General features: G+C 66.1%; 22 protein-coding genes and 4 tRNA genes. 21 read left to right on the top strand and 5 right to left on the bottom strand.

Annotated features, from left to right (window positions below; genetic code table 11):
* Genes ACZYRS_RS30005 through ACZYRS_RS29995 form a run of 3 tightly spaced genes read right to left on the bottom strand, consistent with a single transcriptional unit; the run spans window position 1 to window position 2,599 of the window.
* Window positions 1–1,083: an MSMEG_0568 family radical SAM protein gene (locus tag ACZYRS_RS30005; protein ID WP_463422560.1), complete on the bottom strand. Its 1,083-nt coding sequence runs from the start codon at window positions 1,081–1,083 to the stop codon at window positions 1–3.
* A complete protein-coding gene (locus ACZYRS_RS30000; protein WP_463422120.1) occupies window positions 1,046–2,101 on the bottom strand; it encodes a Nit6803 family nitrilase in 1,056 nt (351 codons plus the stop codon). The genes ACZYRS_RS30005 and ACZYRS_RS30000 overlap by 38 nt, the downstream gene beginning before the upstream one ends.
* Before the next feature lie 15 nt (window positions 2,102–2,116).
* Complete coding sequence (locus tag ACZYRS_RS29995) at window positions 2,117–2,599, bottom strand: MSMEG_0572/Sll0783 family nitrogen starvation response protein (RefSeq protein ID WP_108142592.1); 483 nt, start codon at window positions 2,597–2,599, stop codon at window positions 2,117–2,119.
* Between the two features lie 345 nt (window positions 2,600–2,944).
* Between ACZYRS_RS29995 and ACZYRS_RS29990 the strand changes: the two genes are divergently transcribed.
* A complete protein-coding gene (locus ACZYRS_RS29990) occupies window positions 2,945–4,348 on the top strand; it encodes an aminotransferase-like domain-containing protein (RefSeq protein WP_463422119.1) in 1,404 nt (467 codons plus the stop codon).
* Here the strand turns inward: ACZYRS_RS29990 and ACZYRS_RS29985 are convergent.
* Window positions 4,284–5,552: an NUDIX hydrolase gene (locus ACZYRS_RS29985; RefSeq protein ID WP_463422118.1), complete on the bottom strand. Its 1,269-nt coding sequence runs from the start codon at window positions 5,550–5,552 to the stop codon at window positions 4,284–4,286. The genes ACZYRS_RS29990 and ACZYRS_RS29985 overlap by 65 nt on opposite strands.
* 157 nt (window positions 5,553–5,709) lie before the next feature.
* Between ACZYRS_RS29985 and ACZYRS_RS29980 the strand changes: the two genes are divergently transcribed.
* On the top strand, window positions 5,710–6,348 hold the full coding sequence (locus ACZYRS_RS29980; RefSeq protein ID WP_463422559.1) for an HAD family hydrolase: 639 nt from the start codon (window positions 5,710–5,712) through the stop codon (window positions 6,346–6,348).
* Window positions 6,349–6,363: 15 nt separating this feature from the next.
* Here ACZYRS_RS29980 and ACZYRS_RS29975 read toward each other — a convergent pair whose 3' ends face one another.
* Complete coding sequence (locus tag ACZYRS_RS29975) at window positions 6,364–6,966, bottom strand: chalcone isomerase family protein (protein ID WP_093443934.1); 603 nt, start codon at window positions 6,964–6,966, stop codon at window positions 6,364–6,366.
* Between the two features lie 333 nt (window positions 6,967–7,299).
* Between ACZYRS_RS29975 and trpE the strand changes: the two genes are divergently transcribed.
* The 19 genes from trpE (at window position 7,300) to rplL (ending at window position 19,490) form a co-directional block, all read left to right on the top strand.
* Window positions 7,300–8,802 carry an anthranilate synthase component I gene (gene trpE, locus ACZYRS_RS29970; protein WP_463422117.1) on the top strand — a complete coding sequence of 501 codons (1,503 nt, stop codon included), beginning with the start codon at window positions 7,300–7,302 and terminating at the stop codon, window positions 8,800–8,802.
* Window positions 8,799–9,191 (top strand): GxxExxY protein, encoded by a 393-nt coding sequence (locus ACZYRS_RS29965; RefSeq protein ID WP_463422116.1) that lies wholly within the window; start codon window positions 8,799–8,801, stop codon window positions 9,189–9,191. The genes trpE and ACZYRS_RS29965 overlap by 4 nt, the downstream gene beginning before the upstream one ends.
* Entirely contained in the window at window positions 9,188–9,772 is a 585-nt protein-coding gene (locus tag ACZYRS_RS29960) for an anthranilate synthase component II (protein ID WP_463422115.1), read from the top strand. The genes ACZYRS_RS29965 and ACZYRS_RS29960 overlap by 4 nt, the downstream gene beginning before the upstream one ends.
* A gap of 6 nt (window positions 9,773–9,778) precedes the next feature.
* On the top strand, window positions 9,779–10,837 hold the full coding sequence (gene ltaE, locus ACZYRS_RS29955; RefSeq protein ID WP_463422114.1) for a low-specificity L-threonine aldolase: 1,059 nt from the start codon (window positions 9,779–9,781) through the stop codon (window positions 10,835–10,837).
* Between the two features lie 16 nt (window positions 10,838–10,853).
* Window positions 10,854–11,516 (top strand): LysE family translocator, encoded by a 663-nt coding sequence (locus ACZYRS_RS29950; protein ID WP_463422113.1) that lies wholly within the window; start codon window positions 10,854–10,856, stop codon window positions 11,514–11,516.
* 28 nt (window positions 11,517–11,544) lie between these two features.
* The gene (trpD, locus tag ACZYRS_RS29945; RefSeq protein ID WP_463422112.1) at window positions 11,545–12,567 is read left to right on the top strand and encodes an anthranilate phosphoribosyltransferase; all 1,023 of its coding nucleotides are present in this window, start codon (window positions 11,545–11,547) and stop codon (window positions 12,565–12,567) included.
* A 33-nt stretch (window positions 12,568–12,600) separates the two neighbouring features.
* Window positions 12,601–13,401 (top strand): indole-3-glycerol phosphate synthase TrpC, encoded by an 801-nt coding sequence (trpC, locus tag ACZYRS_RS29940; protein ID WP_463422111.1) that lies wholly within the window; start codon window positions 12,601–12,603, stop codon window positions 13,399–13,401.
* On the top strand, window positions 13,398–14,105 hold the full coding sequence (locus ACZYRS_RS29935; protein WP_463422110.1) for a uracil-DNA glycosylase: 708 nt from the start codon (window positions 13,398–13,400) through the stop codon (window positions 14,103–14,105). The genes trpC and ACZYRS_RS29935 overlap by 4 nt, the downstream gene beginning before the upstream one ends.
* Window positions 14,106–14,212: 107 nt before the next feature.
* Window positions 14,213–14,298: transfer RNA gene (locus ACZYRS_RS29930), tRNA-Tyr, on the top strand.
* 65 nt (window positions 14,299–14,363) lie between these two features.
* Window positions 14,364–14,437 (top strand) — tRNA-Gly (locus ACZYRS_RS29925).
* A gap of 42 nt (window positions 14,438–14,479) precedes the next feature.
* Window positions 14,480–14,554: transfer RNA gene (locus tag ACZYRS_RS29920), tRNA-Thr, on the top strand.
* 73 nt (window positions 14,555–14,627) lie between these two features.
* Window positions 14,628–15,821, top strand: a complete 1,194-nt coding sequence (tuf, locus tag ACZYRS_RS29915; RefSeq protein ID WP_012745744.1) for an elongation factor Tu — start codon at window positions 14,628–14,630, stop codon at window positions 15,819–15,821.
* A 21-nt stretch (window positions 15,822–15,842) separates the two neighbouring features.
* Window positions 15,843–15,918: transfer RNA gene (locus ACZYRS_RS29910), tRNA-Trp, on the top strand.
* 104 nt (window positions 15,919–16,022) lie between these two features.
* The gene (gene secE, locus ACZYRS_RS29905; protein WP_007831049.1) at window positions 16,023–16,406 is read left to right on the top strand and encodes a preprotein translocase subunit SecE; all 384 of its coding nucleotides are present in this window, start codon (window positions 16,023–16,025) and stop codon (window positions 16,404–16,406) included.
* 3 nt (window positions 16,407–16,409) lie between these two features.
* Window positions 16,410–17,012, top strand: coding sequence for a transcription termination/antitermination protein NusG (gene nusG, locus ACZYRS_RS29900; protein WP_042579443.1), 603 nt, complete (start codon window positions 16,410–16,412; stop codon window positions 17,010–17,012).
* Between the two features lie 135 nt (window positions 17,013–17,147).
* A complete protein-coding gene (rplK, locus tag ACZYRS_RS29895; protein ID WP_013539105.1) occupies window positions 17,148–17,579 on the top strand; it encodes a 50S ribosomal protein L11 in 432 nt (143 codons plus the stop codon).
* Window positions 17,580–18,278, top strand: coding sequence for a 50S ribosomal protein L1 (rplA, locus tag ACZYRS_RS29890; protein ID WP_198789612.1), 699 nt, complete (start codon window positions 17,580–17,582; stop codon window positions 18,276–18,278).
* A gap of 251 nt (window positions 18,279–18,529) precedes the next feature.
* Complete coding sequence (gene rplJ / locus ACZYRS_RS29885; RefSeq protein ID WP_198789613.1) at window positions 18,530–19,072, top strand: 50S ribosomal protein L10; 543 nt, start codon at window positions 18,530–18,532, stop codon at window positions 19,070–19,072.
* 46 nt (window positions 19,073–19,118) lie between these two features.
* The gene (rplL, locus tag ACZYRS_RS29880; protein ID WP_198789614.1) at window positions 19,119–19,490 is read left to right on the top strand and encodes a 50S ribosomal protein L7/L12; all 372 of its coding nucleotides are present in this window, start codon (window positions 19,119–19,121) and stop codon (window positions 19,488–19,490) included.
* The last annotated feature ends 37 nt before the right edge of the window (window positions 19,491–19,527 follow it).

Below are 19,527 nucleotides of genomic sequence, written 5' to 3'. Positions count from 1 at the left end.
TCAGCCTTCGCTTTCTTTTTCGTAGATCGAAAGCGACGAGCACGCGCCGCACTTGCCGCAGCCGGCCTTGATGTCGGCCGAGCGCAGGCCCGCGGCCACCACGCGCTCGCCCAGCGGCGCGAGCAGCGACTTCATGAACTCGGGCGAGGGCGCGGGGTGGTCTTCGAGCGGCGTGCCGCTGATCGGCACGAACGGCACGACGAAGGGGTACACGCCGCGCTGGAGCAATTGGTCGCAGGTGTCGAGGATCGCCTCGCGCGTATCGCCCAGGCCCGCCAGGATGTAGGTGCTGACCTGCCCGCGCCCGAACACGCTCACGGCGGCCTCGAACGCGCTCATGTAGCGCGAGACCGGCACGCTCGCCTTGCCCGGCATGAGGCGCTCGCGCACTTCGGGCGTCACCACTTCCAGGTGCATGCCCAGCGTGTCGATGCCCGCGGCCTTCATGCGGTGGAACCACTGGTCGTCGTCGGGCGGCTCGCACTGGCCCTGGATCGGGATGTCGACCGCCGCCTTGATCGCGAAGGCGCTCTCGCAGAGGACGGCCGCACCGCGGTCGGTCGCGTTGGGCGTGCCGGTGGTCATCACCATGTGCTTGACGCCATCGAGCAGCACGGCGGCGCGGGCCACTTCGGCCAGCTGCTCGGGCGTCTTGCGCGCGATGGTGCGGCCCGCTGCGAGCGACTGGCCGATCGCGCAGAACTTGCAGCTCTTCTTGCGGCTCTCGTAGCGGATGCAGGTCTGCAGCACCGTGGTGGCGAGCACGTCGCTGCCGTGCAGCGTGGCGATGTGCGAATAGGGCACGCCGTCGAAGGTCTGCATCGCATAGAAACGCGGCTGCTTCGGAAAGCTGATGCTGGCGATGGGAATCGCGCCGCGCATCACGCGGCTCATGCCTTGCGCGTCGGGCGCTTCCGCCGTGAAGGGCGAGTGCCACGCGGTGGAGGTGTGGACCGGCACCATGATCGTGTGGCCGTCCACCGTCACGGCCTTGTGGTCCGAGGGGCCCGCGCCGCCGCGGCGGCTCGCGACGCCCGCCGACGGATCAACCAGCCGCAACCCGAAGGACTGGAGCTCGGTCATCAGCTGCCGGCTGTCTTGCTGCTGCGTCGTCGTGGTGGTGGTCATGTTCCGGGCTCCGTTGAAGGTGTTGGGGTTGCGTGAGATGCATCGGCACCATGGTCTCTGCCGGCCGGTCGTTGATGGCGAGCGACAGCAGCTCGGGCCGCGCGTAGTGGCCGACCGAATCCATCATTCGCTTGCGCTTGGCGATGAGCGCCATGTCCATGTCGGCGACGACCATGCCTTCGCCCTCGGTGAGCGGCGGCGCGAGGTGCTTGCCCTCGGGCGAGACGATGGCCGTGTGGCAGCCGCCGCGCAGCGCCTTCTGCAGGCCTGCGTCGGGCGTGACGGAGCGGATCTGCTCGTCGGTGAGCCAGCCGGTCGCGTTGACCACGAAGCAGCCCGATTCGAGCGCGTGGTGGCGGATGGTCACTTCCATCTGCTCCGCGAAGATCGGCCCGACCAGCGAGCCGGGGAACTGCGCGCAGTGGATCTCCTCGTGCTGCGCCATCAGCGCGTAGCGCGCGAGCGGGTTGTAGTGCTCCCAGCAGGCGAGCGCGCCGAGGCGGCCGATGGCGGTGTCCACCACCTTCAGGCCCGCGCCGTCGCCCATGCCCCAGACCATGCGCTCGTGGTAGGTGGGCGTGATCTTGCGGCGCTTGAGCGCGAGCGTGCCGTCGGCATCGAACACCAGCTGCGTGTTGTAGAGGCTGCCGTGGTCGCGCTCGTTCACGCCGAGCACCACGACCATGTTGCGCGCGCGGGCCCGTTCGGCCACGGCCTGCGTGACCGGGCCGGGCACGACCACTGCGCGCTCCACCAGTTGCAGGTGCGGCGCGCCCTGCAGCACCGGCGGCAGCACGAAGCTGAAGTAGGGGTAGTAGGGCACGAAGGTCTCGGGAAAGACCGCCAGCTGCGCGCCCTTCGCCGCGGCCTCGTCGATGGCGCTGCACACCCGCTCGAGCGTGCCGTCGGGGCGCTCGAAGTCGGGCGCGATCTGGATCGCCGCGGCACGCACGATGCGGGGTGGGGAAGCCATCGCTCGGGTCCTGCCTTACAGCGTCCAGGTGTCGAGGATGACTGCGCCGGCCTTCTTGTGCAGCAGCACGATGTCCAGCACGTCCAGCGGGTTGATCGGCTTGATGCCCTCGATCAGCGCGCCTTCGCCGTGGCCGTACAGCGCCTGCAGCGCGAAGCGGCAGGCATACACCTTGCCGCCTTCTTCCATGAACTTGACGATCTGCTTGTTGAAGTTCTGGTGGCCCGGAAAGGCCTCGTCGCCCAGCGTCGGAAAGCCGCGCTGCACGCCCAGCGTGACGCCGGGGCCGTACAGCAGCACCGAGGTGTCGTAGCCCTTGCGCTTCAGGCGCGTGGCCTGCAGCAGGTTCACGAAACCGATGGAGCCTTCGAAGGCCACGGTGTGGAAGGTGACCAGCGCCTTCTCGCCGGGCTCGGCCTTGACGTCTTCGAACACCTTCTCTTCGTAGTCGACGAGGAACTCGCCTTTCTCGTTGCGGGGGCGGGTGACTTTGGGCATGGGGGACTCCGGTTGGGTGGTTGGACACGCAGGTCTTGCGTGCCTTTTCCTTTGCAGGCGATGTGCCAGCGCGCGGACCGGCTCGTGCAATCAATGCGCGATCAATGCGCAGCGGTGCGGGCCGCGTGCGGATAAAAAATTTTCGGGCGACCGCAAACACGGAGACGGGGAGCGTCCGGCGGCCGGTTTCTGCACCGGGACGACGCATCCGGCATGCGATCAATGCACCCGATCAATAGGGTTGATCGCACCTGATCGAAGCATCCGGCTCCTCTGAGGCGGGCGCGATTCATGCATGTTGATCGGTGGCCCGATGCAATCAATGGATGCAATCAACTCCGCACGATGACCACCATCACCGCCCACTGGCGAAAACAACTGCGCAACAGCGACCGGCCCGCCTACCTGCTGCTGGCCGAGCTGATCGCCGACGACATCAAGACCGGCCGCCTGGGCGTGCGCGACCGGCTGCCCACGCTGCGCGAGCTGGCGGCGGACCTGGACCTCAACTACACGACGGTGGCGCGCGGCTACGCCGAGGCGCGCAAGCGCGGGCTCATCGATTCGCGCGCGGGCACCGGCACCTTCATCCGCTCGGGCAGCCCGAGCCTGCGCCTGCGCGGCGGCAGCGGCGCCGAGATGACGATGAACATGCCGCCCGAGCCCGACGACGAACACCTGATGGCGCGGCTGCACGAGAGCGCGAGCCGCGCCTTCGCGGAGATCGATTTCCACGACCTGCTGCGCTACCAGGATTTCGGCGGCACCGCGCACGACCGCGAGGTGGCGATGCAGTGGCTGCGCCCGTTCGTGCCGCATGCGGGCGTGGACCGCATCCTCGTGTGCCCCGGCATCCACGGCGTGCTCACGGCGCTGTTCTCGCAGCTCGCGCGGCCGGGCGAACTCATCTGCGTGGAGTCGCTCACCTACCCGGGCGTGAAAGCCATCGCCGCGCAGCTGGGCGTGCAGCTGCATGCATTGCAGCTCGATGACGACGGCCCGATCGCCGATGCCTTCGAGCACGCCTGCAAGACGCTCAAGCCCAAGGCGCTGTACTGCAACCCGACGCTCCTGAACCCGACCGCCGGCACCGTGTCCCGCGCGCGGCGCGAGGCGCTGGCCGACGTGGCGCTGCGCTATGCGATTCCGATCATCGAGGACGACGCCTACGGCATGCTGCCGCGCCAGACACCGGGCGCCATCGCCACGCTCGCGCCCGCGCTCACCTACTACGTGAGCGGGTTTTCCAAATGCTTCGGCGCGGGCCTGCGCAGCGCCTACGTGTGCTCACCGACGGTGGTGCAGTCGCAGCGCCTGGCGGGCGCGATGCGCGCCACCACCGTGATGGCCTCGCCGATCACCAACGCGCTCACGACGCTGTGGGTGGAAGACGGCACCACCGAGGCGATGCTGCAGGCCGTGCGCGCCGAATCGGTCGCGCGGCAGCTGCTCGCGATGCGCCACCTGGGCGAGAGCGGGCTGCAGGCGCATCCCGAAGGCTTTCATGCGTGGCTGCCGCTCACGCCGGGGTGGAGCCCGGTGGAGTTCGCCTCGTACCTGCGCACGCAGAACGTGGGCGTGGTGGCGAGCGCGGCGTTTTCAACGGACGGCGACCCGCCGGACGCGGTGCGCATCTGCCTGGGCGGGCCGATGTCGCGGGAGCAGTGCGATCAGGCGCTGCGGCTCATCGCCGATACGCTGGCGCACCCGCTGCATCCGCATGCGACGCTGCGCGCGGGCGGTGGATGAAACCGTGTGACGGGGCGATCCATGCGATGGCGTCGTTCGTGCCGGTGGTCGTCACGTCGGGGCCTGTGAAAAGCATGCGCGCTTCGACCAGCAGGAAGGACGGAGCCGCGTCGCTGCGCTTCAACATCCGAAGCGTGGCGCCGCCGAGGTCCAGCGCGTCGCCGGGCCAGTCGGATTGCGCCGTGACGGTCCAGCGCACGGGGCCGGGGGCGGCGGCGCGAAGGGCGTCATCGAGTGGCGCGGCCCCGATCGATGCCCAGCCTTCCGATCCGCCGACGAGGTAGCCGTTGTCGCCGGCGCTGCCCACCACGCGAATCACCCTGTCGGACAGCCGCGTGACGAGGCCCGCCTCGAGCGCATAGCGCGCATCGCCGCGGCCCTCGGGATCGAGAAGGCCGATCTCGTCGTACGCGGGCTCCTCGATGTTCACTGCACGGCGGCCCTCGGGGCCGTCTGCGAGCCTCGGCATGTTCAGCGGAATCTCGCGCAGCTGCCGCGCATGCGCCATGAATTCGTCGGCGCGGTTGAACGCATCGAGTTGCTGCAGCACCCGCCGCGTCACGTTCATGAGCTTCAACCCACGCGCCGGGTCCAGCGCATCGGCTGGGCGCAGCCACATGTGCTCGACGGTCTCGCGGCCGTCGGGGCGCACCTCCTGCCCGGCAGGCATCAGCGCGACGAAGAAGCGCGTGTCGAAGCGGCGCGGCATGCCGGGCGGCGTGAGCCAGTGACCGAAGTAGACGACGCGGTCGCCGGCCAGCCGCCAACCGCGCTGGCCGCACATCGCGAGCAGCGCATCGGTGCCTTGCTCGGCGGCATCGCGCATCGCGGCGAGGTCGCCGGACGGGAGGTCGACGAGCCGCACCGGCTGGTTCCGTGCGTCGTTCGCGAAGAGAAGGCCGGCCTCCTCGAAGCACTCGCGGATCGCGGCCGCGTAGAAGTCGAGCCCGCCCTCGGGCACCGCCAGGCGCGCGCTGGCCGTCGCATCGTCCAGGCCCGCGCACAGCAGATGCAGGTGGCGGTCGTGCGCATCGAGCACGCCGCCCGGAAAGACACTGGCGCCGCTGTTCTGGTCATTGGCCTTCTCGGCGCGGCGCAGCATCAGGGCTTCGAGGCCTTCGCTGCCGTCGCGCAGGACGACCAGCGTGGCGGCGGTGCGGATGGGGCGAGGGGCAGGGGCGGAGGCGGGCGTCAAGGCGGTCATGCGGCGGTATTGTGTCCTGCCGCACAAGGCAGAATGCGCGGCTTCCTGCATCGCTTCCGCTCCATACATCGTCAGGCTGCCTGTTTTGAACTCCCTTCGCTCGGACCTCCCGGACCTCTCCCGCTTCGACGCCGCCATCGTCGACCTCGACGGCACCATGGTCGACACGCTCGGCGATTTCGCCGAATCCCTGAACCGCATGCTGCGCGACCTCCACCTGCCGCCGGTGGCGCCCGCCGCCATCGAACGGATGGTGGGCAAGGGCTCCGAGCACCTGATCCATTCGGCGCTCGTGCATGTGATGACCGCCGATGGCACGGCCGACGCGGCGGGCGCGGAAGCAAAAGCGAAGGCGCTGTTCGACCGCGCCTGGGACCGCTACCAGCACCACTATCTCGCCATCAACGGCCAGCACTCGGCGCTGTACCCGGGCGTGATCGAGGGGCTGAAGGCGCTGCGCGCGCGAGGCCTGAGGCTGGCGTGCCTCACCAACAAGCCGACCTCATTCGCCAGGCCGCTGATGGCCGCGAAAGGGCTGGATGGGTTCTTCGAGCTGGTGTTCGGCGGCGATGCCTTCGAGCGCAAGAAGCCCGATCCGCTGCCGCTATTGAAAACCTGCGAGGCGCTGGGCACCGTGCCGGCGCGCACGCTGATGATCGGCGATTCGAGCAACGACGCCCGCGCGGCGCGGGCGGCCGGCTGCCCGGTCGTGCTCGTGACCTACGGCTACAACCACGGCGAGCCGGTGCGCGGCGTGGATGCGGACGGGTTCGTGGATTCGCTGGCCGACCTGTAGACGCCGGCCAGGCGGCTAGGACTTGCCGAGCAGCGCGTCCTTCAGCTTCCAGTCGGCCGGGCTCGGGCCGAGCCAGATGCGCAGCAGCGCATTGAAGAAGGCCGGCTCCTTCACCGGATCGGGCTGCGGCACCCCGCGCACGGTGATCACCGTGCCGGTGCCGGGCAGCCAGTCGATGGTGAAGGTGTCGCCGGTCTTGAGCTGCTTCTGGTCCGCGAACATCTGGCCCATGCGCAAGAGGCCCGGGATGAGGTTGACCATTTCGCTCTTGGGCGAGTTCTCTTCCACGCCCTTGGTGAAGAGCTTGCCCAGCTCGTTGGCGTCGATGTCGCGCAGCATCGTGATGGCCACGCGCTTGGGACCGGGGGCGGCCAGCGCCTCTTCGGGGGTGGAGACCTTCTTGCCGACGTACAGGCCCGCCGTGTAGACCTTGAAGATCGCCTTGAAGCGCACGCCTGCGCCGTTCAGCTGCAACGGCGTGCCGCGCAGGTCGAGGTGGTCTTCCAGCTTGACGCCCGCGACATCGACCTGCGCGGCGGAGGCGCCGAGCGCCGTCGTCGTCAGGCAGGCCAGCAGGGCGAGACGCGAGAGCGCGGTCGGGATGGAAAGTGCGGGCAAGGGGGTCTCCTCGAATTTGCGAACGGTCGTGCGAATGTATCTTTTTGTTTTACGTTTCGACCTTCGGGGGAACCCTGAAACCTGCGTTGCCGTGCAGAAGTGCGTTTTTCGTGGGCTAAACTCGCGCTTCCATGTTCGTTCATCACATCATTCAAACAGGTCAAGGCAGCCGGGGAGCCTGGCCCTGGCGTAGCCATACTTCGCTGACTGTTTGATTGCACGGCGCACGCCGTGCGCCCGCGGCGCCGGATCGATCCTCTCGACTCCGGGCCACCAGTGAATGACCTTGCCACCGACCGAAGGAGCGTCGGGCGGCAATTGGAGAACGAATCCGTGATCACCGAACTTGAATTCAAGAGCCTCAGCGCCCAGGGCTACAACCGCATCCCGCTGATGGCCGAGGCCTTTGCCGACCTCGAGACGCCCCTTTCCCTGTACCTGAAGCTTGCCCATTCGCAGGGCGGCGGCAAGCACAGCTTCCTGCTCGAATCGGTCGTGGGCGGCGAGCGCTTCGGGCGCTACAGCTTCATCGGCCTGCCGGCGCGCACGTTGCTGCGCGCGAGCGGTTTCGGCGCCGACGCGGTGACCGAGGTGGTGACCGACGGGCAGGTCGTCGAAACCGCCCCCGGCAATCCGCTCGACTTCATCGCCGAATACCAGAAGCGCTTCAAGGTGGCGCTGCGGCCTGGTCTTCCGCGCTTCTGCGGTGGCCTTGCGGGCTATTTCGGCTACGACACCGTGCGCCACATCGAGCGCAAGCTCGAGAAGAGCTGCCCCCCCGACACGCTCGGCTGCCCCGACATCCTGCTCCTGCAGTGCGAGGAGCTCGCGGTCATCGACAACCTCTCGGGCAAGCTCTATCTCATCGTCTACGCCGACCCGAAGCAGCCCGAGGCCTACGCCAACGCCAAGCGGCGCCTGCGCGAGCTGAAGGAAAAGCTCAAGTACTCGGTGAGCGCGCCGATCGTGAAGCCCACGCAGGCGCATCCGCCCGAGCGCAGCTTCGCCAAGGCCGACTACCTCGCGGCCGTGGATCGCGCCAAGGAGATGATCGCCGCCGGCGACTTCATGCAGGTGCAGGTGGGCCAGCGCATCAGCAAGCGCTACACCGAGTCGCCGCTGTCGCTGTACCGCGCGCTGCGCTCGCTCAACCCCTCGCCCTACATGTACTACTACCACCTGGGCGATTTCCACGTGGTGGGCGCGTCGCCCGAGATCCTGGTGCGCCAGGAGAACACGGGCGAGGGCGAGCAGAAGATCACCATCCGCCCGCTGGCCGGCACGCGCCCTCGCGGCGCCTCGCCCGAGCTGGACAAGGCGGCCGAGGAAGAACTCATCAACGACCCGAAGGAGCGCGCCGAGCACGTGATGCTGATCGACCTGGCGCGCAACGACATCGGCCGCATCGCCAAGACCGGCACCGTGAAGGTGACCGAGGCCTTCGCGGTGGAGCGCTACAGCCACGTGATGCACATCGTGAGCAACGTCGAAGGCACGCTCAAGGATGGCATGACCGCCATCGACGTGCTCAAGGCCACCTTCCCGGCCGGCACGCTGACCGGCGCGCCCAAGGTGCATGCGATGGAGCTCATCGACCAGTTGGAGCCCACCAAGCGCGGCCTCTACGGCGGCGCCTGCGGCTACATCAGCTATGCCGGCGACATGGACGTGGCGATCGCGATCCGCACCGGCATCGTGAAGGACCAGATGCTGCACGTGCAGGCCGCGGCCGGCGTGGTCGCCGACTCGGTGCCCGAGCTGGAATGGAAAGAAACAGAGGCCAAGGCGCGCGCACTCCTGCGTGCGGCCGAACTGGTCGAGGAAGGCCTGGAATGAGCACCGCACCGGATATCCAAAACGATTTTTCGCACGAGATCATCGGCGCCGCCGTCGAAGTGCAGCGCGTGCTCGGCACGGGGCTGGACGAAGGCGCTTACGCGGCCGCACTGGCCATCGAGCTTGCCGAGCGCGAGATCGGCTTCACGCGCGATGTGGCGCTCGCGGCCACCTACAAGGGCCGCTCGCTGGGCGAGGTGTACCGCGCGGGCTTCGTGATCGAGCAGTCGGTCATCGTCGAGCTTAAGGCGGTCGACGTGCTGACCGACCTGCACCGCGCACAGGTGCTCGCGGCGCTGCGGCTCTCGGGGCTCAAGCTGGGCCTTTTGATCAACTTCAACGTGTTCCCCGTCGTGAAGGGCGTGCACCGGATTGTGAGCAAGCCATGAAACTGCTGATGATCGACAACTACGATTCCTTCACCTACAACATCGTCCAATACTTCGGCGAGCTGGGTGCGGATGTGCAGGTGCACCGCAACGACGAGATCACCGTCGCGCAGATCGGCGAACTGATCGCCTCGGGCGTGACGCGACTCGTGGTGTCGCCTGGGCCGTGCTCGCCGGCGGAGGCGGGCGTGTCGGTGGCGGCCATCGAGGCCTTCGCGGGCAAGCTGCCCATCCTGGGCGTGTGTCTCGGCCACCAGGCCATCGGCGCGGCCTTCGGCGGCAAGATCGTGCGCGCGCAGCAGCTCATGCATGGCAAGACCAGCGAGATCACGACCACGCAAGAGGGCGTGTTTGCGGGGCTGCCCGAGAAGTTCATCGTCAACCGCTACCACTCGCTCTCGATCGAGCGCGAGAGCTGCCCTTCGGCCCTGGCTGTCACCGCGTGGACCGACGACGGCGAGATCATGGGCGTGCGGCACACCGGATACGCGCACGACGTGCGCATCGAAGGCGTGCAGTTCCACCCTGAATCGATCCTCACCGAGCACGGCCACGCCATGCTCAAGAACTTCCTGGACTGACTCACCATGACCGAACGCTCTTCCGTCGTCGATCTGCGCAGCGACACCGTCACCCGACCCACGACGGCGATGCGCGAAGCCATGATGGCCGCGCCGCTCGGCGACGACGTCTTCGGCACCGACCCGAGCGTGAACGCGCTGCAGGAAAAGATCGCCGCGCTGCTGGGTTTCGAGGCGGCGATGTTCGTGCCGACCGGCACGCAGAGCAACCTCTGCGCGATCCTCTCGCACTGCGGCCGCGGCGACGAGTACATCGTCGGCCAGCAGGCGCACTGCTACCGCTGGGAAGGCGGCGGCGCCGCGGTGTTCGGCAGCGTGCAGCCGCAGCCGCTGGACCACGCGCCCGACGGCACGCTGCCGCTCGCGCAGATCGAGGCGGCGATCAAACCCGACGATGCGCACTTCGCGCGCACCAGGCTGCTCGCGCTGGAGAACACGCTGGGCGGCAAGCTGCTGCCGTTCGAGTATGTGCAGGCTGCGACGGATCTGGCGAAGCGCAAGGGGCTGCAGCGGCATCTGGATGGGGCTCGCCTCTTCAATGCTGCGACGGCGCAGGCCGCGCGGAACAAGCGCAGCGACGTCCGTGCGGAAGCCCGCCGCATCGCGCAGTGCTTCGACAGCGTGTCGGTGTGCTTCAGCAAGGGCCTGGGCGCGCCGATCGGCTCGGCGCTGGTCGGTTCGCGCGAGTTCATTGCGCGTGCCCACCGCATTCGCAAGATGGCCGGCGGCGGCATGCGTCAGGCGGGCCTGCTGGCTGCGGCTGCGTCGCATGCGCTCGATCACCACGTCGATCGCCTCGCTGACGACCATGCACTGGCCCAGCGCCTCGCGCAGGGGCTCGAAGGCATCGAGGGCCTCGGGGTCGAGGCGCCGGACACGAACATCGTGTTCGTCGACCTCACGGGCGCAGCGCAGGCGCGTTCGGCGGAACTGATCGCGAGCCTCAACGGCCAGGGCATCCTCGCGACGGGCCTCTACCGCCTGCGCTTCGTGACGCACCTGGATGTCGACGCGGCCGGTGTGGACCGGGCCGTGGCCGCGATCCGCGCGTTCTTCAAGTCCTGAATGCCGCGAGGACGCGATGCCTGATCTTCCCCATCTGCTCGCCTTCATCGCCGCCGGCTGGCTGCTGAACCTCACGCCGGGGCCCGACGTGCTCTACGTCGTGACGAATTCGCTGCGCGCCGGCGTGCGCGCGGGCATCGTCGCCGGGCTTGGCATTACCGCCGGCTGCTTCGTCCATATCTTCGCGGCGGCGGTCGGCGTCGGCACGCTGATGGCCACGTCCGCGGCGGCCTTCACGGTGCTCAAGTACATCGGTGCGGCCTATCTGCTGTACCTGGGCGTTCGCATGGTGCTGTCGCGCGCGCCGCCGCCCACCGATCTCGACGCGGCCGCTGCCGCAGCGGGCGGGGAACGCAGCCTCAAGGCGATCTTCCTCGGCGGCTTCTGGACGAACGTGCTCAACCCGAAGGTGGCGTTGTTCTTCCTGGCCTTCGTGCCGCAGTTCATCGCGCCCGGTGCCGACGACAAGGCGCTGTACTTCGTGCTGCTGGGCGTGCTCTTCAACCTCAACGCCATCCCCGTGAACGTGGGGTGGGCCGTGGTGGCGGGCTGGATGGCGCGCCGCGGCGCGGTGCAAAAGGGCATGCACTGGCTCGACCGCGCCGCCGGCGTTCTCTTCATCGGCTTCGGCCTCAAGCTCGCGTTCACCGACGCACCGGCCCTTCGCGCCGGCCACTGACGACAGACAAACACTCAGGAGACTTCTCATGATCACTCCCCAGGAAGCGCTGCAGCGCACCATCGAGCACCGCGAGGTCTTCCACGACGAGATGCTGCACATCGTGCGGCTCATCATGAGCGGCGAGTGCTCGCCCGTGATGATGGCCGCGCTGATCACGGGCCTGCGCGTGAAGAAGGAAACCATCGGCGAGATCACCGCCGCCGCGCAGGTGATGCGAGAGGTCTCGACCAAGGTGCCGGTCGCCGACACCACCAACCTCGTGGACATCGTGGGCACCGGCGGCGACGGCTCGCACACCTTCAACATCTCGACCTGCTCGATGTTCGTCGCGGCCGCGGGTGGCGCGAAGGTGAGCAAGCACGGCGGGCGCAGCGTGTCGAGCAAGTCGGGCAGTGCCGACGTGCTGGAGTCGCTGGGCATCAACATCAACCTGAAGCCCGAGCAGATCGCGCGCTCCATCGAGCAGTGCGGCATCGGCTTCATGTTCGCGCCGAACCACCATCCGGCGATGAAGAACGTCGCCCCGGTGAGGAAGGAACTGGGCATCAAGACCATCTTCAACATCCTCGGCCCGCTGACCAACCCCGCGGGCGCGCCGAACATCCTGATGGGCGTGTTCCACGCCGACCTCGTGGGCATCCAGGTGCGCGCGCTGCAGCGTCTGGGCACCGAGCACGCATTGGTGGTCTACGGGCGCGACGGCATGGACGAGATCTCGCTGGGCGCCGCCACGCTGGTGGGCGAATTGAAGAACGGCGAGATCCGCGAGTACGAACTGCACCCCGAGGACTTCGGCTTCGCGATGTCGAGCAACCGCGCGCTGCGCGTGGAAACGCCCGAGCAGTCGAAGGCGATGCTGCTGGGGGTGCTCGACAATCAGGCGGGCCCCGCGCTCGACATCGTGCTGCTGAACGCCGGCGCCGCGCTGTACGCGGCCAACGTGGTCGACTCGGTGGCGGCGGGCGTCGAGCGCTCGCGCGAAGCGATTGCGTCGGGTGCGGCGAAGACCAAGCTCGCCGAGCTGGTCAAGGCCTCCGCGACCGTTTGAGCCCTGCAGAGACAACCGAAAGCATCACAAGCCATGTCCGACATCCTCGACAAGATCGTTGCCGTCAAGCGCCAGGAAGTGGCGGCTGCGCTGAAGCGCGCGCCGCTCGAAGCCGTCCGCTTCGACGCCGAGAGCCGCGTGCTCACGCGCGATTTCGAAGCCGCGCTGCGCGCCAAGATCGCGGCGGGCCAAGCCGCCGTGATCGCCGAAGTCAAGAAGGCCAGCCCGAGCAAGGGCGTGCTGCGCGAAGACTTCATTCCCGCCGATATCGCGCAGAGCTACGCCGAGGGCGATGGCGTTGTCAGCGCGGCGTGCCTCTCGGTGCTGACGGACAAGCAGTTCTTCCAGGGCGGCGTGGACTATCTGAAGCAGGCCCGCGCCTCGTGCGACCTGCCGGTGCTGCGCAAGGACTTCATCATCGACGCGTACCAGGTGTACGAGTCGCGCGCGATGGGCGCCGATGCAATCTTGCTGATCGCCGCGTGCCTGGACGATGCGCAGATGAAGGACTACGAAGCCATCGCGCGCGGGCTCGGCATGGCGGTGCTGGTGGAGGTGCACGATGCGGCCGAACTGGATCGCGCGCTCAAACTCAAGACGCCCCTCATCGGCGTCAACAACCGCAACCTGCGCAACTTCGAGGTGTCGATCCAGGCCACGATCGATTTGTTGCCGAAGCTCCCGGCCGATCGCCTGGCGGTGACCGAATCGGGCATCACCACGCGCGAAGACGTCGCCACGCTGCGCGCGGCGGGCGTCAATGCATTCCTGGTCGGCGAGGCGTTCATGCGCGCCAAGGAACCCGGCGAGGCTCTCGCTGCGTTGTTCCAATGAGCCGGCAGGATCAGCTGTCGAGCAGCGATCCTGCCGACTGGGCGGTGGCGCCGGGTTGGCAGCCGCTGATCGATGAATTCTTCGCGGGGGGCGTGGGGACGAAGCTGCGGGGCTTTCTGCGGGAGCGTCTCGATGCGGGTGCGGTGATATTTCCGCCGCAGCCGCTGCGTGCGCTGGAGCTGACGCCGCCCGAAGACGTGCGCGTGGTCATCCTGGGCCAAGACCCGTACCACGGGCGCGGGCAGGCCGAAGGGCTCGCGTTCTCGGTGGCGCCCGGCGTCGCGCTGCCGCCGTCGCTGCGCAACATCTTCAAGGAGCTTCAGCGCGACCTGGGCACGCTGCCGCCGCAGTTCCCGAATCCGGGTGGCAGCCTGGTGAAGTGGGCGACGCATGGCGTGCTGCTGCTCAACACCTGCCTCACCGTGGAGGAAGCCCAGCCGGCGAGCCATTCGGGCCATGGCTGGGAGGTGCTAACCGATGCAGTCATCCGACATGTATCGGGCGGCGCCAAACCTGTTGTTTTTATGCTCTGGGGCTCGCACGCGCAAAGTAAGCGTGCGTTGATCGACGTTGGGCGCCACAAGGTGCTGATGTCGAATCATCCGTCGCCGCTTTCGGCCCTGCGCCCGCCCGTGCCGTTCATCGGATGCGGACATTTTGGCGAAGCACGCGCCTGGCGGGAGGCGAACCAGGGAGGCGGCTGAATTCGCGGATAATCCCGGCGGTTCCCGCCTCGTGCAGTTCTCTGGCTTCTTCTTGGTGCTGGGGGTTCTGTGTAGTCACAAAACCGTGCTATATTTCGAGGTTCGCCGGAGAGGTGGCCGAGTGGTTAATGGCAGCAGACTGTAAATCTGCCCTCTTACGAGTACGCTGGTTCGAATCCAGCCCTCTCCACCAGCGATGAATTTGGTTTCTAAGAGCGATTGGATCTAGCGCTTTGGGTGCCTTGAAGTGCCCCCGATGCGGGAGTAGTTCAATGGTAGAACCCCAGCCTTCCAAGCTGATGACGCGGGTTCGATTCCCGTCTCCCGCTCCAGAGACCCGGTTCGACGCCGGAATGCGATTGGTTAGACAAAAAGCCCTTTTGGCTCAGTGGTAGAGCACCCCCTTGGTAAGGGGGAGGTCGCGGGTCCGATTCCCGCAAAGGGCACCAGTTTTTGGGGGTTGCAACGGCAGGTTTGCAGCCCATATGCATACGTTGAAATCGTTTTTTTCGGAGTCGAAAAATGGCAAAAGGTAAATTCACCCGCACCAAGCCGCACGTGAACGTGGGCACGATCGGTCACGTTGACCACGGCAAGACGACGCTGACGGCGGCGATCGCCACGGTTCTGTCGGCCAAGTTCGGCGGCGAAGCCAAGGCTTACGACCAGATCGACGCAGCGCCCGAAGAAAAGGCCCGCGGCATCACGATCAACACCGCGCACGTCGAGTACGAAACGGCCAACCGCCACTACGCTCACGTGGACTGCCCCGGCCACGCCGACTATGTGAAGAACATGATCACGGGCGCCGCTCAGATGGACGGCGCCATCCTGGTGTGCTCGGCTGCCGACGGCCCGATGCCCCAGACCCGTGAACACATCCTGCTGGCTCGCCAGGTGGGTGTGGGCTACATCATCGTTTTCCTGAACAAGTGCGACATGGTCGACGACGCCGAGCTGCTCGAGCTGGTCGAAATGGAAGTGCGCGAGCTCCTGGACAAGTACGAATTCCCTGGCGACGACACCCCGATCATTCACGGCTCGGCCAAGCTCGCCCTGGAAGGCGACAAGGGCAAGCTGGGCGAAGAAGCCATCATGAAGCTGGCCGAAGCGCTGGACACGTACATCCCGACGCCTGAGCGCGCCGTGGACGGCACGTTCCTGATGCCCGTGGAAGACGTGTTCTCGATCTCGGGTCGCGGCACCGTGGTGACCGGCGCCGTCGAGCGTGGCGTGATCAAGGTCGGCGAGGAAATCGAGATCGTCGGCATCCGCCCGACCGTCAAGACCACCTGCACCGGCGTGGAAATGTTCCGCAAGCTCCTGGACCAGGGTCAAGCTGGCGACAACGTCGGCGTGCTGCTGCGCGGCACCAAGCGCGAAGAAGTCGAGCGCGGCCAAGTGCTGTGCAAGCCCGGCTCGATCAAGCCGCACACGCACTTCACCGCCGAGGTGTATGTGCTGTCCAAGGACGAAGGTGGCCGTCACACGCCGTTCTTCAACAACTACCGTCCGCAGTTCTACTTCCGCACGACGGACGTGACCGGCGCGATCGAGCTGCCCAAGGACAAGGAAATGGTCATGCCTGGCGACAACGTCAGCATCACCGTCAAGCTGATCAACCCGATCGCGATGGAAGAAGGCCTGCGCTTCGCCATTCGTGAAGGCGGCCGTACCGTGGGTTCGGGCGTCGTGGCAAAGATCCTCGACATCTAAGCCGAGCGAAAAGAGTACCGGAGGGGTATAGCTCAATTGGCAGAGCGTCGGTCTCCAAAACCGAAGGTTGTAGGTTCGATTCCTACTGCCCCTGCCACCTAGGTGGCACTCCGAAAAAAGCCCGTCGTGTCCCGACGGGCTTCGGCGTCTCAAGAGACGCATTGAATTGAAGGTCGAAAGACCACAGGAAATCAGCCAAACATGGCCACTTCTCAAATCGAAACCGTGAGCACGGGCGCCGACAAGGCCAAATTGGCCGCGGCCGTGGTGCTGGCAGTGGGCGCCATCGTGGCGTTCTACCTGCTGTCGCGCCAGGGCTCGCTGGTGCAATGGGCTGCGCTGCTGGTCGGCCTGGCCGCGGCCGTGGGCGCCTTCGGCAGCTCGGAGAATGGCCGTCAGTTGTGGGCCTTCGGCCGCGACTCGTGGCGCGAGGTCAAGAAGGTCGTCTGGCCGACCCGCAAGGAAGCGATGCAGATGACGGCTTATGTGTTCGCTTTCGTGGCGATCATGTCCGTCTTCCTCTGGCTCACCGACAAGACGCTCGAATGGGTGTTTTTCGACCTCATTCTGGGCTGGAGAAAATAAGCAATGACCGACGACGTAGTTGAAACCACGCCGGAAGAGGAGAACACTCCGATCCTGGCTCCCGCCGCCAACCCCGATCTGCGTTGGTACGTGGTGCATGCCTATTCGGGCATGGAGAAGGCCGTCGAGCGCAACATCACCGAGCGCATCAACCGCGCCGGCATGCAGGACAAGTTCGGCCGCATCCTGGTCCCGACCGAAGAAGTGGTCGAGATCAAGAATGGCCAGAAGCGCACCACCGAGCGCCGCTTCTTCCCCGGTTACGTGCTGGTCGAAATGATCATGGACGACGAGAGCTGGCACCTGGTGAAGCACACCAACAAGGTGACGGGTTTCGTGGGCGGCGCCAAGAACCGTCCGGCCCCGATCTCGCAGAAAGAGGTCGAGGACATCGTCAGCCAGATGCAGCAGGGCACCGAGAAGCCGCGCCACAAGGTCGAGTTCACCGTCGGCGAATTCGTGCGCGTCAAGGAAGGCCCGTTCACCGACTTCAATGGCACGGTGGAAGACGTCAACTACGAGAAGAGCAAGGTCAGCGTGTCGGTCATGATTTTCGGCCGCTCCACGCCCGTCGAACTCGAATTCAGCCAGGTCGAGAAGACCTGAGCCCCAGGCCGAAAGGCCTGAACCATTTCCGGCTGCGCGCTATCCGACTCGGTGCGCGGCCTTGAGCAGAAGAGTCGTCTAACCCCGGGGAGCTGCGGCGAAAGCCAAGGCGATATCACCCGCAAGGAGCAAAAAATGGCGAAAAAAATCGTCGGCTTCGTCAAGCTGCAAGTACCAGCTGGTAAGGCCAACCCATCCCCACCGATCGGTCCCGCACTGGGCCAACGTGGTTTGAACATCATGGAGTTCTGCAAGGCGTTCAATGCGCAGACGCAGAGCTACGAGCCGGGTCTGGCGCTGCCGGTGGTCATCACCGCGTTCGCCGACAAGAGCTTCACCTTCATCATCAAGTCGCCGCCCGCCGGCGTGCTGATCAAGAAGGCGATCAAGCTGGACAAGGGTTCGGCCCGTCCGCACCTGGACAAGGTCGGCAAGATCACGCGCGCTCAGCTCGAAGAAATCGCCAAGACCAAGATGAAGGACCTGACGGCCGCCGACATGGACGCCGCGGTTCGCACCATCGCCGGTACTGCCCGCTCGATGGGCGTGAATGTGGAGGGCGTGTAAATGTCCAAGATCACCAAGAAGCAAAAAGCGCTCGAAGGCAAGGTCGACAGCAACAAGCTGTACGCCCTGGCTGAAGCCATCGGCCTCGTCAAGGAAGCCGCCACCGCCAAGTTCGACGAATCGATCGACGTGGCCGTGCAGCTGGGCATCGACGCGAAGAAGTCGGACCAGGTCGTGCGTGGCGCCGTCGTGCTGCCCAACGGCACGGGCAAGACCAAGCGCGTGGCTGTGTTCGCCCAAGGCGCCAAGGCTGAAGAAGCCAAGGCCGCCGGCGCCGACATCGTCGGCATGGACGACCTCGCCGCGATGGTCAAGGCTGGCGACATGCCTTTCGACGTCGTGATCGCTGCCCCTGATGCCATGCGCGTCGTCGGTACGCTCGGTCAGATCCTCGGCCCGCGCGGCCTGATGCCTAACCCCAAGGTTGGCACCGTGACCCCGGACGTCGCCACGGCCGTGAAGAACGCCAAGGCTGGCCAGGTCCAGTTCCGCGTCGACAAGGCCGGCATCATCCACGGCACGATCGGCCGTCGTTCGTTCGACACCGACAAGCTGCAAGGCAATCTGGTCGCGCTGATCGACGCGCTGGTCAAGGCCAAGCCGGCCACCAGCAAGGGCGTGTTCCTGCGCAAGGTGGCAGTTTCGTCGACGATGGGTCTGGGTGTCCGCGTGGACACGCAAACCATCTCGGCAAGCTAAGAGAAGAGATTGGCCCGGCGCCGAAAGGCGCGGGGCGAATGTGGTGGGTCGCGGCAGCTTCGGTTGCCGTGAGCCATCCAAGACCGCTGGTGTGCAGGGTGCCTGCACTTAATTGCCGGACCTTTTGTCCGGCCATCAGCGCAGATGGCGACCCCGCTGCAAGGAATTTGTTTTTGTTCCGAAACAGTTGGTCGCTGCATGAAAGCGCGATCCGAGGCCCCGGCCGACGGTCGCATTAAAAGGAGTAGACCTTGAGTCTGAATCGCAGTGAGAAAGAAGCGGTCATCAGTGATGTGACCAGCCTCGCCGCAAAAGCTCAAACGCTCGTGCTGGCGGAATACCGTGGCATCACGGTTGCCGATATGACCAAACTGCGTACTGAAGCACGCAGCAAGGGTGTGACTCTCAGCGTGTTCAAGAACACGCTGGCACGCCGTGCTGTGGTTGGTAGCGCATTCGAAGTCATTGGCGACCAGATGACCGGCCCGCTGATCTACGGCTTTTCCGAAGACGCAGTGGCCGCCGCCAAGGTGGTGGCCGACTTCGCGAAGACCAACGACAAGTTGGTGATTCGCGGCGGTGCGTTTGGCGGCAAGGTCCTGGACGTGAACGGCGTGAAGCAACTCGCAAGCATCCCTTCGAAGGAAGTGCTGCTGGCGCAATTGCTGGGCTTGATGCAATCCCCGATTTCCCGTACGGCACGCGTTCTCGCGGCGCTGGCCGCGAAGCGTGGCGAAGGCGAAGCAGCACCCGCAGCCGATGCACCGGCAGAAGCCGAGGCGCAACCCGCATAAGCCGGCTTGCGTTTGAAATATTCAACCCAATTGTTAGGAAACAAAAATGGCATTCGATAAAGACGCATTTCTGACCGCGCTCGACAGCATGACGGTCCTGGAACTCAACGAACTGGTGAAAGCCATCGAAGAGAAGTTTGGCGTGAGCGCTGCCGCCATGGCAGGTCCCGCAGCTGCCGGCCCCGCCGCAGCAGTGGCCGAAGAACAAACCGAATTCAACGTCGTGTTGGCCGATGTCGGCGCGAACAAGGTGTCGGTCATCAAGGCCGTGCGCGAAATCACCGGCCTGGGCCTCAAGGAAGCCAAGGACCTGGTGGAAGCCGCTCCCAAGGCTGTCAAGGAAGCCCTGTCCAAGGCTGACGCTGAAGCCGCCAAGAAGAAGCTGGAAGAAGCCGGCGCCAAGGTGGAACTGAAGTAATTCAGACCCCCTAGAGGGCTGGAGGCGCCTGAAAAGG

The sequence above is a fragment of the Variovorax sp. AC194 genome (assembly GCF_979257995.1).
The sequence above is the reverse complement of the archived record's forward strand: the minus strand, read 5'-3'. Positions and strand labels throughout refer to the sequence as shown.